This window comes from Photobacterium sp. WH24, from assembly GCF_019204055.1.
Taxonomy (GTDB): domain Bacteria; phylum Pseudomonadota; class Gammaproteobacteria; order Enterobacterales; family Vibrionaceae; genus Photobacterium; species Photobacterium arenosum.
On the sequence record NZ_JAGSOZ010000024.1, the window covers coordinates 1 to 13,847 of the forward strand.

The 13,847-nt window shown below is 49.1% G+C and carries 13 protein-coding genes; 8 read left to right on the top strand and 5 right to left on the bottom strand.

All coding sequences use genetic code 11. The features are described from left to right. Positions 1–340: 340 nt before the first annotated feature. On the bottom strand, positions 341–1,537 hold the full coding sequence (locus KCG43_RS19710) for an MFS transporter (protein WP_218387072.1): 1,197 nt from the start codon (positions 1,535–1,537) through the stop codon (positions 341–343). A 122-nt stretch (positions 1,538–1,659) separates the two neighbouring features. Here KCG43_RS19710 and KCG43_RS19715 point away from each other — a divergent pair, with 122 nt between their 5' ends. Beyond that, entirely contained in the window at positions 1,660–2,247 is a 588-nt protein-coding gene (locus tag KCG43_RS19715; protein ID WP_218387074.1) for a TetR/AcrR family transcriptional regulator, read from the top strand. Between the two features lie 327 nt (positions 2,248–2,574). On the opposite strand, the gene KCG43_RS19720 is transcribed toward KCG43_RS19715, so the two are convergent. Continuing rightward, complete coding sequence (locus KCG43_RS19720; RefSeq protein ID WP_192017197.1) at positions 2,575–4,443, bottom strand: ABC transporter ATP-binding protein; 1,869 nt, start codon at positions 4,441–4,443, stop codon at positions 2,575–2,577. Between the two features lie 263 nt (positions 4,444–4,706). On the opposite strand from KCG43_RS19720, the gene KCG43_RS19725 reads away from it, so the two are divergent. Together KCG43_RS19725 and KCG43_RS19730 are read left to right on the top strand one after the other, a co-directional pair. After that, positions 4,707–5,273, top strand: a complete 567-nt coding sequence (locus KCG43_RS19725; protein ID WP_370630715.1) for an ATP-binding cassette domain-containing protein — start codon at positions 4,707–4,709, stop codon at positions 5,271–5,273. Next, complete coding sequence (locus KCG43_RS19730; protein WP_218387078.1) at positions 5,266–6,036, top strand: ABC transporter permease; 771 nt, start codon at positions 5,266–5,268, stop codon at positions 6,034–6,036. Before KCG43_RS19725 ends, KCG43_RS19730 begins: the two co-directional genes overlap by 8 nt. Here KCG43_RS19730 and KCG43_RS19735 read toward each other — a convergent pair. After that, positions 6,025–6,939, bottom strand: coding sequence for a LysR substrate-binding domain-containing protein (locus KCG43_RS19735; protein WP_218387080.1), 915 nt, complete (start codon positions 6,937–6,939; stop codon positions 6,025–6,027). The two genes, KCG43_RS19730 and KCG43_RS19735, sit on opposite strands and share 12 nt — an antisense overlap. A 202-nt stretch (positions 6,940–7,141) precedes the next feature. Here KCG43_RS19735 and KCG43_RS19740 point away from each other — a divergent pair, with 202 nt between their 5' ends. The 3 genes from KCG43_RS19740 (at position 7,142) to KCG43_RS19750 (ending at position 11,527) form a co-directional block, all read left to right on the top strand. After that, positions 7,142–8,395, top strand: coding sequence for a D-amino acid dehydrogenase (locus KCG43_RS19740; RefSeq protein WP_218387084.1), 1,254 nt, complete (start codon positions 7,142–7,144; stop codon positions 8,393–8,395). Between the two features lie 326 nt (positions 8,396–8,721). Beyond that, positions 8,722–9,438 (top strand): DUF2799 domain-containing protein, encoded by a 717-nt coding sequence (locus KCG43_RS19745; protein WP_192017192.1) that lies wholly within the window; start codon positions 8,722–8,724, stop codon positions 9,436–9,438. Positions 9,439–9,739: 301 nt separating this feature from the next. Continuing rightward, positions 9,740–11,527 carry a M28 family metallopeptidase gene (locus tag KCG43_RS19750; RefSeq protein ID WP_192017191.1) on the top strand — a complete coding sequence of 596 codons (1,788 nt, stop codon included), beginning with the start codon at positions 9,740–9,742 and terminating at the stop codon, positions 11,525–11,527. 69 nt (positions 11,528–11,596) lie between these two features. Here KCG43_RS19750 and KCG43_RS19755 read toward each other — a convergent pair whose 3' ends face one another. Beyond that, positions 11,597–12,016, bottom strand: coding sequence for a hypothetical protein (locus tag KCG43_RS19755; RefSeq protein WP_218387085.1), 420 nt, complete (start codon positions 12,014–12,016; stop codon positions 11,597–11,599). Positions 12,017–12,436: 420 nt separating this feature from the next. On the opposite strand from KCG43_RS19755, the gene KCG43_RS19760 reads away from it, so the two are divergent. Beyond that, entirely contained in the window at positions 12,437–12,724 is a 288-nt protein-coding gene (locus tag KCG43_RS19760) for a hypothetical protein (RefSeq protein ID WP_192017190.1), read from the top strand. 129 nt (positions 12,725–12,853) lie between these two features. Here KCG43_RS19760 and KCG43_RS19765 read toward each other — a convergent pair whose 3' ends face one another. Beyond that, positions 12,854–13,045, bottom strand: a complete 192-nt coding sequence (locus KCG43_RS19765) for a hypothetical protein (protein WP_192017189.1) — start codon at positions 13,043–13,045, stop codon at positions 12,854–12,856. A gap of 234 nt (positions 13,046–13,279) precedes the next feature. On the opposite strand from KCG43_RS19765, the gene KCG43_RS19770 reads away from it, so the two are divergent. Continuing rightward, complete coding sequence (locus KCG43_RS19770; RefSeq protein ID WP_192017188.1) at positions 13,280–13,837, top strand: NAD/FAD-utilizing enzyme; 558 nt, start codon at positions 13,280–13,282, stop codon at positions 13,835–13,837. The last annotated feature ends 10 nt before the right edge of the window (positions 13,838–13,847 follow it).

Genomic DNA, 13,847 nt, shown 5'->3' on the forward strand with positions numbered 1-13,847 from the left:
CAAAAAGGCGAGTATCAGGCGCAAGCAGAAAATAGCAGCCATGAATGTTGCCTATTTGGAGCAAGTAATACTAGCGGGAATCCAAGGTTTGGATAAAAACTGAGCATACGTGCTCTCGCCCTATGGTCGGACACCTGGCACGATACCGAAAAACTTGAAAATATTGAGGGAAAACGGGAAAAGATTGATCCTACCCAACAAGCGGAAAGGAAGCACTACCCCAGAGCAGTACTTAAGAAAACAGCAAAATATCCAGTACGGAAGAGGGATAAGAACGCCACTCGCTCTTAAGCGAGTGGCGTTAGCATAGATATGCGAGTTTTTAACGTGGATTACAAATTTATGCAGTTTCCAGTACCATTCTGCGTTGAAGCAAACGATAGCAGGCAATTGCAATCAACAAGACTGTCATACCTGATGCTATGGTGACCATAAAGCCAGCTTTTACTCCAAACTCATCGATAACCCAGCCAGCTACTGCAGCCCCCATTGCAACACCAATTCCTAATCCGGTAATCATCCATGTTAAGCCTTCAGTCAATTTAGAGGAAGGAACGATACTCTCAACTAACCCCATGGCAATAATCATCGTGGGCGCAAAGAATATACCTGCGGCAAACACTGAAGCCGACAGTGTTGCTATGTCGTAGACATAAAAAAGTGGTAGCGTCATAGCAGCAGTTGCAAAGGATGCAATCAGGAATTGTTTTGGCAGTGATGCATTGAGTTTATATGCACCAAATGCAAGCCCTGCGAGGCAAGAGCCAACAGCATAGACAGATAAAACAATACTTGCTGCAACGGGTTGACCTTGTTGTTCAGCAAACGCCACGCTAATCACATCAATCGTGCCGACAATTGTTCCCAAGGCAATCAAAGCAAGTACGAGCATTTTCATTGGTAGGGGTTTAAGCGCAGACTCTTTAGAAATATCAGACTCTTGGTGAACTGGAGGCTCTGTGCTTTTTTGCATTACGAACACCATCACACCAACTGCCAGAAATATAGCTGACATGAGTGGCCCTGCTTCTGGCATCACTGCGATACTCAAACCAACGGAGATAGGCGGGCCGATGATGAAACAGACTTCATCCAGGACTGACTCAAACGAGTATGCAGTATGAAGTCTGGGGGTACCGCGATGAATTTCTGTCCAGCGTGCACGGACCATAGCAGGCATACTTGGCATACATCCGGACAACGCAGCGAAAATGAATAGTGTCCAGTCTGGAGCTCCGTAATGAGCACACAAAAGAAGCAGTGCAATTGAGATAACACTAATGCCTGTTGCTATAGGAAGTACACGACTCTGGCCATATCGATCTACTGCACGAGAGATTTGCGGTGCGATGAGCGCCATAGTGAATGTAAATGTTGCTGCGACGGTGCCTGCCAACCAGTACGACCCTTTCATTTGTGACAGCATTGTAATGATACCAATCCCAGTCATGGATATTGGCATGCGAGCAACGAGCCCAGCGAGCGAGAACGCAATGGTTCCGGGAACACTGAATAGTTCTTTGTATGGGTTAGCCATATTTACTCCGATAGTGTTGTAAAAACTTTCAGACCGTCTACATACGGTACGTATGTAAAACATATTGACATACGATGTGTATGTCAATTATAAATGCAATAAATTTCTTAACAGGACTCGTTATGACCCGAAAATCCAGAGCGGAAATGATGGAAGAAACTCGATTGAAGTTGATTGCGACGGCGAGAGAGCACTTTGGTACCGTTGGCTATGCGCAAACTGTCATGGATGAGCTAACTGCAAAAGCTGGCCTCACGCGTGGGGCCTTATATCATCACTTTGGCGACAAGAAAGGGTTATTTTGTGCAGTGCTGGCACAACTTGACAGTGAGTTGGATGCCCGACTTGCAGATATTTCAGCAAGTGCTCCGGATGCTTGGAGTGCATTCACTGGACGCTGTCATGCTTATTTAAAGATGGCCATTGAACCAGAAGTTCAGCGTATTTTGTTAAGGGATGCTTCCTCAGTACTCGATGCCGATGAGCTACAAAGCATTCGGTTACACTGTGTAACTTCTATTGCGGACATGCTGAGGCGCTTAATGGATGCTGGGACGATTAAAAGTTCATCACCAGAAATGTTAGCGCGCCTGATTAATGGTGGTTTGATGGACACTGCGCTATGGATTGCAAAAAGTGAAGATGACGAGCAGGCGCTTAGTCAGGCTTTGAATAGTCTGGATGTATTGCTCCATGGCTTGAAAATCTGAATTGAAGGGTACTGATAGTAAGTCAGATGAATTTGACTGCTTGAGCGCCCGCTCTTGCGCTGAGTACAACATTTTAAGGTTGTTAAGAATTATTAATTGATCATTAGCGATACCGACAGATAGTGGTTATGATTGTTTTTGACTGGCGAGCTGGTAGGTAAGGGGTGAAGGAGGACACACCGGTCGTCACTCTATAGGGCTGACGAATTCCCGCCAGAGGAAGCAGGGACGGGCGAAGAGAGTACCGCTCCCTGATACGTAACGGTTGAGGATGCATAAAAAAACCAGCCCGCAGGCTGGTTTTGTCTGTTTGAGATCAGGAGCGGGTTACTTTGCCATTTCCGCTTCGGGCTGGCTTTCTTCCAGATCACAGGCGATAAAGCCGCCTGTCTGGTGCGCCCATAAATGGGCATAAATGCCGTTTTTGCTCAGCAGTTCCTGATGGCTGCCTTGCTCAACAATCTGGCCCTGGTCGATGACGATCAGGCGATCCATAGCTGCAATGGTTGATAAACGGTGCGCAATCGCGATGACTGTTTTGCCTTGCATCAGTTGGTACAGGCTTTCCTGAATTGCCGCTTCAACTTCTGAGTCCAGCGCTGAGGTCGCTTCGTCCATCACCAGAATCGGGGCGTCTTTCAGCAGCACGCGAGAAATGGCTATACGCTGGCGCTGACCGCCGGACAGTTTCACACCGCGCTCACCGACCTGTGCATCGTAACCGACATTGCCGTGCGGATCGGTCAGTGTTTCAACAAATTCATGGGCGTGTGCCTGACGGGTAGCCGCCCGCAGCTCTTCTTCTGTTGCATCGGGTCTGCCGTAAAGAATGTTTTCGCGAATAGAGCGATGCAGCAATGACGTATCCTGCGTGATCATTCCGATATTGCCGCGCAGTGAATCTTGCGTGACATCAGCGATGTTCTGGCCATCAATGCGGATGGCACCGGATTCCAGGTCGTGGAAGCGCATCAGCAGGTTGACCAGCGTTGATTTACCTGCGCCAGAGCGGCCGACCACACCCACTTTCTCACCGGGTTTGATATGCAGATTCAGCTGTTCGATAACGCCTTTGTCTTTCTCGCCATAGTGGAAGCTGATGTTATCGAATTCAATGCCGCCCTGAGTCACATCAAGTGGCTGCGCATCGGTTTTGTCTTCAATCGATACCGGTTTAGACAGGGTTTTCATGCCATCGACGACAGTACCAATGTTTTCAAACAGCGCACCGATTTCCCACATGATCCATTTAGACATGCCCTGCACGCGCAGCGCAATACTGATAGCTACGGCAATAACACCCACAGTAACGGCACTGTTCATCCACAGACCAATTGAGACAGTGGCAATCACGAACAGCAGCAGGTAGTTAATGGCATCGACACTCAAAATGAATTTGGTTGCCAGGCGCATCTGACGGTACACAGTATCCAGAAACCCCTGCATGCTTTCTTCGGCATATTCGGTTTCACGGTTGGTGTGCGAGAACAGTTTCACCGTGGTGATATTGGTATAGCTGTCGACAATACGGCCGGTCATCATAGAACGGGCGTCGGCCTGTTCGGTGGCGATTTTTTTCATTTTCGGTACGAAGTAGAACTGAATACCGATATAGGCCATCAACCATACCAGGATAGGCAACATCAAAATGATATCGGCATTTCCCATCATGACAATCATGGCGGTGAAATACACGCTGATGTAAACCAGCACATCCACCATTTTCATCACGGTTTCCCGGACGGCCAGCGACGTCTGCATGACTTTGGTTGCAAGGCGTCCGGCAAAATCATCCTGATAAAACGAGACGCTCTGGCGCAGCAGATAGCGGTGCGCCAGCCAGCGGATCGACATCGGATAATTCCCCAGCAGGGTCTGGTGCATGATCATTGAGTGAGTGAAAGCAAGGAAGGGGATCACCACCACAATCAGCAGACCCATCATCCAGAGTTTTCCGCTTTCTTCAGCCAGAAAAGTGTCAGGTGAGTGTTGAGCCAGCAGGTCAACCAACTGTCCCATGAAGCCTAATAAAGTAACTTCAACAATGGCAATACAGGCGCTGAGAACAGACATTGCCAATAATGGCCAACCGAAACCACGTGTATAGTAGCGGCAAAATGCCAGCAGGCTGCCCGGGGGCTGCTGAGGCGTTTCGTCCGGGAAAGGCGCCGTCAGTTTCTCAAAGAATTTAAACATAAATTATTGATTCCAATTGTGCATGTGACGCAATAGGCGATAGCCTTAAAGGATGGCCGTAAGCATTACGGCTGAACACTGTTTACTGTTTGAGTGCTCTTTAATGTGTCAGAAATAACGGCAATATTTTATCAGAATCTGACCATAATGACGCATCAATTTTAGATGTCCGGAGTGAATAGGCGAACAGAATGTCTGACAGTCAGGTTCAGTTAAAGATAAACATGCTGAGGTCAGGATTTGAACAATCCCAGGATCAAGCATTGACGGTAAGTTTGCCAGCGGGCAAACACCTTGCTCTTTCCGGCCGTTCGGGCAGCGGAAAATCGAGTCTGTTACAGGTACTGGCTGGTTTACAGCCTGCCAGTTCAGGTCATTTTTTGTGGCAGGGGCAGGAAATCAGCCCTGGCAACTTGCGCTGGTGGCGGCAGCAATTCTGCTATTTACCTCAAGCGCCAGTGATGGGGGGCGAATCGGTGGGGGATGCCTTACGGCTGCCATGGACACTGAAAGCCGTGAAAAGCGATATGCCTGACGATAAGCGTTGTGTGGATGTGCTGCTGTCACTGGAGATTACCCATGGACTGGAAAAAGCGGTCAGTGCGTTGTCCGGAGGTGAAAAGCAACGGGTTGCTGTTGCCCGGGCACTGTTGATGGACCGGCCCATCTGGCTGCTGGACGAGCCGACTTCGGCGCTGGACAGTGCCTGCCGTGATAAGGTGATGGCCCAGCTGGCGTTACAGCCACTCACGTGTGTGTCTGTGTCACATGATCCCCACTGGCTGGCATCGGCTGAGTATCAGATTGAACTGGGAGTCAGTCATGAATAATGCCATTGCGATTTCAAACCTGTCACTGGCCGGTTTCTATCTGTTGTTGCTGGTGCCGCTGGCGCTGTTTTACCGTTGGCAATTGGGACTGAGTAAGCCGACCGTCACTGCCGTGCTTCGCATGACCTTGCAGCTTGCGGTGGTGGGTTTGTACCTGCAAACCCTGTTTGATTTCCAGCATCCCGGTCTGAATCTGTTATGGCTGGGAATCATGGTGACAGTGGCAGGTTTCAGTATCTGTCGTCGCGCGGGGATTGCGCTCGGAAAAGCGACACTGGCCGTGATCACTGGTTTGCTGGTGTGCTTATTTGTGGTGCTGCCACCTATGCTGGTGGGTTTGATCCATGCAGCTCCCTGGTGGCAGGCGCAATACCTGATCCCAGTCGCCGGAATGATTCTGGGCAATGCCCTGACCGCTAATGTACTGGCGCTGGAGCGCTGGTATGCCAGCCTGAAAGAAAAAAATAACGAGTATCAGTTTTATCTGGCAATGGGCGCGCCGCACCCGATCCAACCGTTTCAGCGAGAGGCGGTCAAAGCGGCGTTAATGCCGCAGTTAGCCAGTATGAGCACTCTGGGGATAGTGGCCTTGCCGGGTATGATGACAGGTCAGATCCTCGGCGGCACGGAACCTGTTCTGGCGGTGAAGTATCAACTGGCGATCATGATCGCTATTCTTGTTGCCGTCTCTGTGAGTGTCGCGGCCACCTTAGGCATGATGAGCCGGTTTGCCTTTAACCGCTATGGACAGTTAGTGCTCTAGGGGCATAGAGTCAATCTGTGCTCTCAGCCATTGCACAAAACAGTCAATGGCCGCGGAATGGCGGTGGCTGATCAGGTAATAACCTGCATTGGCCTGCAGGGGAGCAAACGGTGACACCAGCCGGCCTTTGTTGACGTCATCACCTATCAATGCCTGTCGCGCCATGGCGACCCCCAGTCCGGCTTCGGCTGCTGCCATTGCCATGTCTGTCCGGTTAAAAAAGTGGCCTCGCCGGCTGTCGGCCTGTATGTGCATGCTGTTAAACCAGTAGCGCCACTCGGTATCCCGCTCCGCCTGACGCCACGGCATCGCATCATGCAGTAACGTCACCTGGTGCCAGGCTTGCGGATGCAACCAGTCGAACTTTGCCTGATAGTCGGGACTCATGACAGGCAGCAGGGATTCCGCCATCAACAGACTGGTTTTGCCGTCATCTTTAATTTCGTCGTCACGGCGGTAATCAATCACTAAATCGCAATCTGTGTCCCGGCTGTCGACCAGGGCACCATCGGCGTATGTCTGGATATTGATGTCAGGGTAGTGCTGATAGAAATCATGCAATCTGGGCACCAGCCATTTGAAGGCAAATGAAGGGGTAAGTCTGAGGCGAATTTCACCTTCGGGCTGGGGATCAGTCTGAAGCTCCCGAATAACCTCAGCAATGTCAGTCAGGCTCCGGCTGACAACCTGATGCAGCCGCTGGCCCTGCTCGGTCAGGATGATGCCTCTGGCATGACGTTGGAACACCGGGAAGCCAAGTTGTTGTTCAAGCTGCCGTATTTGCTGGCTGACCGCACCTGTCGTGATATGTAACCGACTGGCAGCACCGGTAAAGCTGGTGGTTCTGGCGGCGACATCGAAAGTAGCCAGCGCCGCCAGCAGGTTGCCTTTTATGACTGACATGTTTTCTTAATCTCTTCGGGTCGCGCTGACATTGCCAGTCAGCTAGGCTTTCAGTATAAGCTTATAGAATAACTATACGCTGATGTTAATAATTATCGATTGTTAAGGTGATGTAAATCGCGCAATCTGCGCTTTTATTAAGGTGTGGAGAGCGTATTTGCGTTTTCTTACCGAAACCCAGCCACAGCGAAGAGAGAGACGTATGGAAGTCATTGTATTAGGAAGCGGTGTTGTCGGGCTGACGTCAGCCTGGTATCTGGCGCAGAAGGGGCATCAGGTGACGGTTATTGACCGCCAGTCCCGCAGTGCAGAAGAAACCAGTTTTGCTAATGCCGGGCAGATTTCCTACGGCTACTCTTCACCGTGGGCAGCGCCTGGCATTCCGGCGAAAGCCATTAAGTGGCTGGTACAGAAACATGCGCCGCTGAAAATCAAACCGTCGTTATCGCCGGATTTGTACAGCTGGATGGGTAAGATGCTGGCCAACTGCAACTATGTCAGTTATCAGCGCAATAAAGCCCGCATGTTACGCGTCTCAAATTACAGCCGGGAAAGTTTGATTGAGTTGCGCCAGCAACACGATCTGCACTACGAAGGCCGTCAGAAAGGCACATTGCAATTGTTACGTACTCAAGCTCAGCTTGATGCGGTCGGTAAAGATATTCAGGTATTGGATGAAAGCGGTATACGGTTTGAACTTCTGGACGCCGCTGGATGTATCGCAGCAGAACCGGCGCTGGCTAAAGTGCGGGAGAAAGTAGCGGGTGGCTTGCGATTGCCGGATGATGAGACTGGCGACTGCTATAAATTCTGCCAGCAACTGACCGCTCTGGCTGAGCAGGCCGGTGTCACTTTTGTGTTTGATACCCCAATTAAAGGACTGCGCCATGAAGCGGGGCGCATTGTGGCTGTTGATACCGATAAAGGTGAGTTCAAAGCCGATGCCTATGTGGTAGCGCTGGGCAGTTACTCAACAGCCATGCTGGGCACCTTAGGTATGCAACTGCCGGTTTACCCGGTCAAAGGGTACTCGCTGACCATGCCGCTGAAAGACAGCGACGGCGCCCCTGTGTCGACCGTGATAGATGAAACCTATAAAGTCGCTATGACACGGTTCGATAACCGTATCCGTGTGGCCGGTACGGCTGAGCTGGCGGGCTTTAATCTGCATCTGACCGAGCAGCGAAAAGAAACCATCGCTATGGTTGTCAATGATCTGTTCCCTGACGGCGGCGATCTGAATCAGGCTGAGTATTGGACTGGCCTGCGTCCGATGACACCGGATGGCACCCCGGTTATAGGCAAAACGCCTTTTGATAATCTTTACACCAATACCGGGCACGGCACGCTGGGTTGGACCATGGCCTGCGGGTCTGGTCGTTTACTGGCCGATATTGTCAGTGGTAATGACACGGATATCGACACAGACGGCTTATCTATCCACCGGTATCTGTAACCGGCACGTAAATGCTATCTCCCGGTCAGGCTGCGTCCGCCTGATCGGGGCTACTCCCTCAATCTACATATCTTCGCGTTATTCACGCCTTACTGCCCGCACTTGGGTGATTCAACGTCAGTATTCAATACCTACCAGGCATTTCACTGCGCCTATGCTAAAGCTTTGATATGACATCAGTTGTACTGTATCTTTACGGGCTTTATACCATGATGCGCAGAGTATCCTGACGCCATCTGGTTATCTGCAGTTAACAAATAAAGACAGCGCGCCGCTCTATCTCAAGGAAAGAGAGTGGCTTACTGTGAATCAGGGAAATCTGGATAATGCATAAACGATATGTGATGTCAGCCGTGGCAATGATGTTGACCATGTCTGGCTGTTCTTCAATCAGTGAAGAAGAATGCCGGCTGGGTGATTGGCATCAGATGGGCTTGGCCGATGGCCAGAAAGGGAAAAAGAATTACTCGGCCATTTACAGTGAAGAATGTGCGGAATATGGTGTATCTGTTGATCTGAAATCTTACCAGCAAGGCCGACGTGAAGGATTAACCTCATACTGTACTTACGAAAATGGCACTCTGGTTGGTCAGTCCAATGCAAGCTATGACAATGTCTGTCCGGCAGACTTAGCCAGAGATTTTCTGTCAGGTTACACGCCTTACCATAATCTGGCCCAAGCGCAATCCAGGTTGGACTCGGCAGAAAGCAGTGTGAATAACTACAAAGCGAGGCTGGAAGAGGACACGCTGTCCAGTGATGACAGAAAAACATTTAAAGCGGAGCTGAAATCGGCCAAGTCGCGGATGGAGCGTGCGGAGTTTGATGTTAACCGTTTTGAATATGAACTTGCCGTTCATAAGATTGACAGAGAAATGACTCAGATTCATAGTCAACTGACCTCGGAAACACTGCCTCAAACGCAAAAGACAGCGCTGAATCAACGCCTTGCCAGTCTGAACAATCAGCGTAAATATTACGAGACCTTATCGACAACAGAAAATACGATTCAGAATATCAAAAATATTGCTGATTTATTTTAAATGTGACTGAGTGGTGATCTGAAACTGCCTTAGTGTTTATTATCATCAAATTTAGCATTAATGAATTTAATGTCTGTTTTTGGGTAAAAACACAGTTTAAATTAACAGTATTATCATTATATAAAGAATCTTGTTGAGGTCAGGGTGTGATCTTGAGTTAAAACTTTAATTCTTGTTGCATAGCATGTGCGCACATAGTTTGAAGTCTGCCTAGATTTAACAAAACAACTCCAATTTAACATTTTTGTAACCTTGTGTTTCGTCAACAATGTGTTGGCTAACAACACACAAGGAGTCACACATGCAAGTATGCATAACAACAAAAAAGACGCTTCTCGCCACTCTCATCAGCTCAACCATGTTGACCGGTTGTTATTGGGATGACCCGAAAGAAGCCGCGGCTTACGTCAGTAGCGAAATTGAACATGAAGATGTGGTAGAGCATTTGGTGGAGTTGGAAGCGCGTGCCACGCCGACATCGGATGGCAGCTCTGTGACCCGTGCTGCCGGCTCAGACGGATACCAGTATTCTGTTGATTACATCATCGAAGTGATGAAAGAACACGGCTATAAAGTGTCTACACAGGAGTTTGATTTCCGCGCCTGGGAAGAGCTGGCCGGAACAACGCTCAATGTTGACGGCGCTGATCTGATTAGCACTCGTGAGGCTGGAGAAGGTGTTGAAGCAGACTATGCCGTGATGTCCTATTCGGGTGATTCAAATGGTCAGCTGGCTGGTGACATCGTATTTGTCACGCCGGATTTTAACTTTGACAGCCCGAATTACGATGATACCGATGGTTGTGAAGCCACTGATTTTGACGGTAAAGCGATCACCGGGAAAGTGGCAGCCATCCAGCGCGGTGGCTGTAACTTCACAACGAAAGTGGTGAACGCACAAAATGCCGGTGCCAAAGCGGTGATCGTCTTTAACCAAGGGAACGATGAAGGCCGTAAGGGTGTGGTTAACGGTACGCTGGGCAGCGATACAGCGGCGACAGTACCCGCTTTTGGCGCCCGGTATGAAATAGCTAAACAGTGGTTCGATGCCAGCCAGACTCAGCCCGTCCCTGTGGTACTTGCGGTCGATGTCAAAGACGAAATGGTTGTGACCCAGAACGTGATTGCGGAAACCAGACGCGGTAATCCGAATCAGGTGGTGATGCTGGGGGCGCATCTGGACTCAGTACCGGAAGGGCCTGGTATCAATGATAACGGTTCAGGTACGGCCGGTTTGCTGGAATATGCAATTACGCTGGCTGACACCAGAGCGCCAGTGAAAAACAAAGTCCGGTTCGCTTGGTGGGCGGCAGAGGAAGCAGGCTTAGTGGGTTCAGAGTATTACACTAACACATTGTTTGCCCCTATCTATGATCAGGCTCAGAACGAAATTCTGGCAGAACTGGGACTGGACGATCCCAGCCAGTTGACAGAAGAACAGGTTGAGCTGGTTGAAGCCCGCTACACTAAGCTGAACAAAGTGAAGCTGTACCTGAACTTTGACATGATCGGTTCGCCAAACTACATCTTCGGTGTCATGGATGGCGACCTGTCGGATACCAAAGACAGCCCGGACAATGCCTATACAGGTGATTTCAAACCGCCATACGGTACTTCCGACATTGAATCGACATTCAATGAGTTCTTTACGGCAAAATCTGAGTTCACTGTGCCTCAGGCGCTGTCTAAACGTTCTGATTATGCAGGTTTCGCTGATTGGGGTGTGGCGTTCGGTGGCCTGTTCACCGGTGCTGAGAAAGTGAAAACGGCTGAAGAAGTGGATCAGTTTGGCGGTGAAATTGATGTGGCTTACGACAGATGTTATCACCAGGCCTGTGATGATCTGAATAACGTCAGCCAGAAAGCCTTGTTCGTTAATACTCAGGCCCTGGCCTATGTGACGACTTACTATGCGTTCAGTAAGCCATTATTCCCTGAAGTTGCTGAACCGGCAGTGAAAACCATGTCGCGTATGCCAAGCGACATGAAACCAACGCAAAAACTGCGTATTGGTGAGAAGCTGAAAGCTGCAGAGAGTCATTCGGATCACGGTCACTTCCACGGTGACTTTGATCAGGATCGCCAGTAATGACCAGCGATTAACGCTAAACATAAACAGCCACGCAAATGCGTGGCTGTTCTTTTATATACGGCAGTATTACTCGGCTGTAATAATATCCATCACCAGCTTGCCATCTTCGCGAATCGGGCCGTCTTCTTTCGCGCCCAGTGTGTATTCAAACACGCCGGTTTTCATCCCGCCATCTTCACCGTGGAGCATCAGCATCAGCATCTCGCCGGTGTCGACAGGTTCCATGAGAATGGCGACTACATCCTGGTTCATCCCTTTTTTGACTGGTGCATAACCCACCACAGGTCCGGGCTTCATGTCTTTATTAGTGCGATGTACAACCAGCCAGCCATTCGCATCGGATTCGATCATTGCCGCAGTTACTGTGCCTTCAGAGACATCCTGATTAGCGCCTTTTACACTGTTCGCGGCATGTGCTGCGGCCGTTGTCCCGAAAAAAGTGATTGCCAGACTCAACATCAGTGACTTTTTAACTATTGTTTTCATTTCTTCATCCTGTTTTGTCATGTGATTGATTTGAAAAGCAGCCAGCCATTTTTCTGTTAACAATCCCAGTATGGTTCAGAGTTTGGCAGGGTTCACAAAAAGGCTTCTGAATCCATCGGCCAGAAATGTAATATTTTGTTTCCTAATCAAGGGGGGCATTATCTCTCAGGGTAACTCTTGCAGGGTTTTGTCGTGATTCGATGACAGGAAAAGTGAGCGTTTTGAGGTTTTCAGTGACTTTTTGTTATTGGAGCCATCTGATTCTGTAGTATTAGTCAAACGGTTGAATAATAGATGTATTTTATATGTGCAAGTGACCATATGATGAGGAGCATGATGATTTTAGGACGGGGTCAGACAACCTGTTCTGATCACATGTACAAATCGTACTTGTAATTTGTCACTGTGAATGGGTGTTAAATGTCCAATAAATATCAATTTTTCTGTGTGCCGAATACCGCTCGAAAAGCGTTTACCTACCTGAATATGTCCTCCCCTACGTTTGCTGAAGAGAAACAGGCATTACTGCTTCAGGGATTAGAGGTAGAAGATGATGTGATTTATGCCTCCAGCGCGGAAGACGCCGTCGATAAGTTTCGCTCCAACTATGTACATCACCTGGAAGAGTACAATGCATCAACAAACCTTTTTTACACTTTGCTCCATGCCTTTCGATGGCTGAAAGCTAAGCTGGCGGGCAAAAGTTAGTTGTCATTATGTCAGTGGGGAAACGCTGAGCATAGCGTGAGTGTACTCAGGTGATGGGACAATAAAAGCTGTTGATGTGAGCCTGCGAAATGGCTCTTGTCGATTACGGGTGAGAAAAAAACCGCTGAATTAACAGCGGCCTTTTTTAGCTTGTCCTGGCGGGCAGAAACTGCCGTTGCCGCCATGATGGTGATCATCATAGTCACCATTGGTGGTGGCTTTGATGTTCACACCGTCTACTTCGCCTTCAACATGTGTCAGCTGACAACCGGTCAGAGACAGGCTGATGGTCAGTAAACCGAGCAGAGTTAATGATTTCATTGTTAACGCCATAAAATGGGAAAAGCGGGCACTGTAAATGATTTTCGCAAGGCCTGTGTTAGCCTGATGTCAATGATTGCTGAGCCTGTCAAAATCCGCCTCTGGCAGGATAATCTGACAATATTGTGAAAAATTAGTTTTCATTCTGGTAAAAAGTTCTGCAAAGCCATTGTAAACTGATAGTAACCTTTGAAATAGTGACCTTCTTCGTTGGCTACCTGTCAGGAGGCAAACATGAAACGGGTCTTTTATATCAGTGATGACCTGGATGAACTTGAGCTGGTTGAACATGAGTTGGAACTGAGTGGTTTTACTTCTCCGCAAATCCATGTTCTCAGTAACAAAGATGCTGATGTGTCGAGCCACAAGCATTTGCATCCGGTGCAATCTGTGATGCGCAATGACGTTGTGCACTCAACTGAAATTGGCGCTGTGATCGGGGCGATTGCCGCAGCCGGCGTATTAATTGCGGCCTATGCCTCCGGGGTGACAGATGCGGTTGGCTGGGCACCTTTCATTTTACTGGCGATTGCGATTCTAGGATTCATTACCTGGGAAGGGGGATTGTTTGGATTCCAGGAACTGCATTATCAGTTCCGCCGGTTTAAAAACGTCCTGAAATCCGGCAAGCATGTATTAATGGTGGATGTTGAGCCGGAGCAGGAACTGCAGCTGGCCAGTATTACGCTGGCGCACGACAAACTCAAACCTGCCGGAACCGGGAAGTCTCCTCCGCACTGGGTTGTCGCCATGCAGCAAAAATGGCAGCGTATGATGAAAACTCTGCCTTAATCGCTTGGTT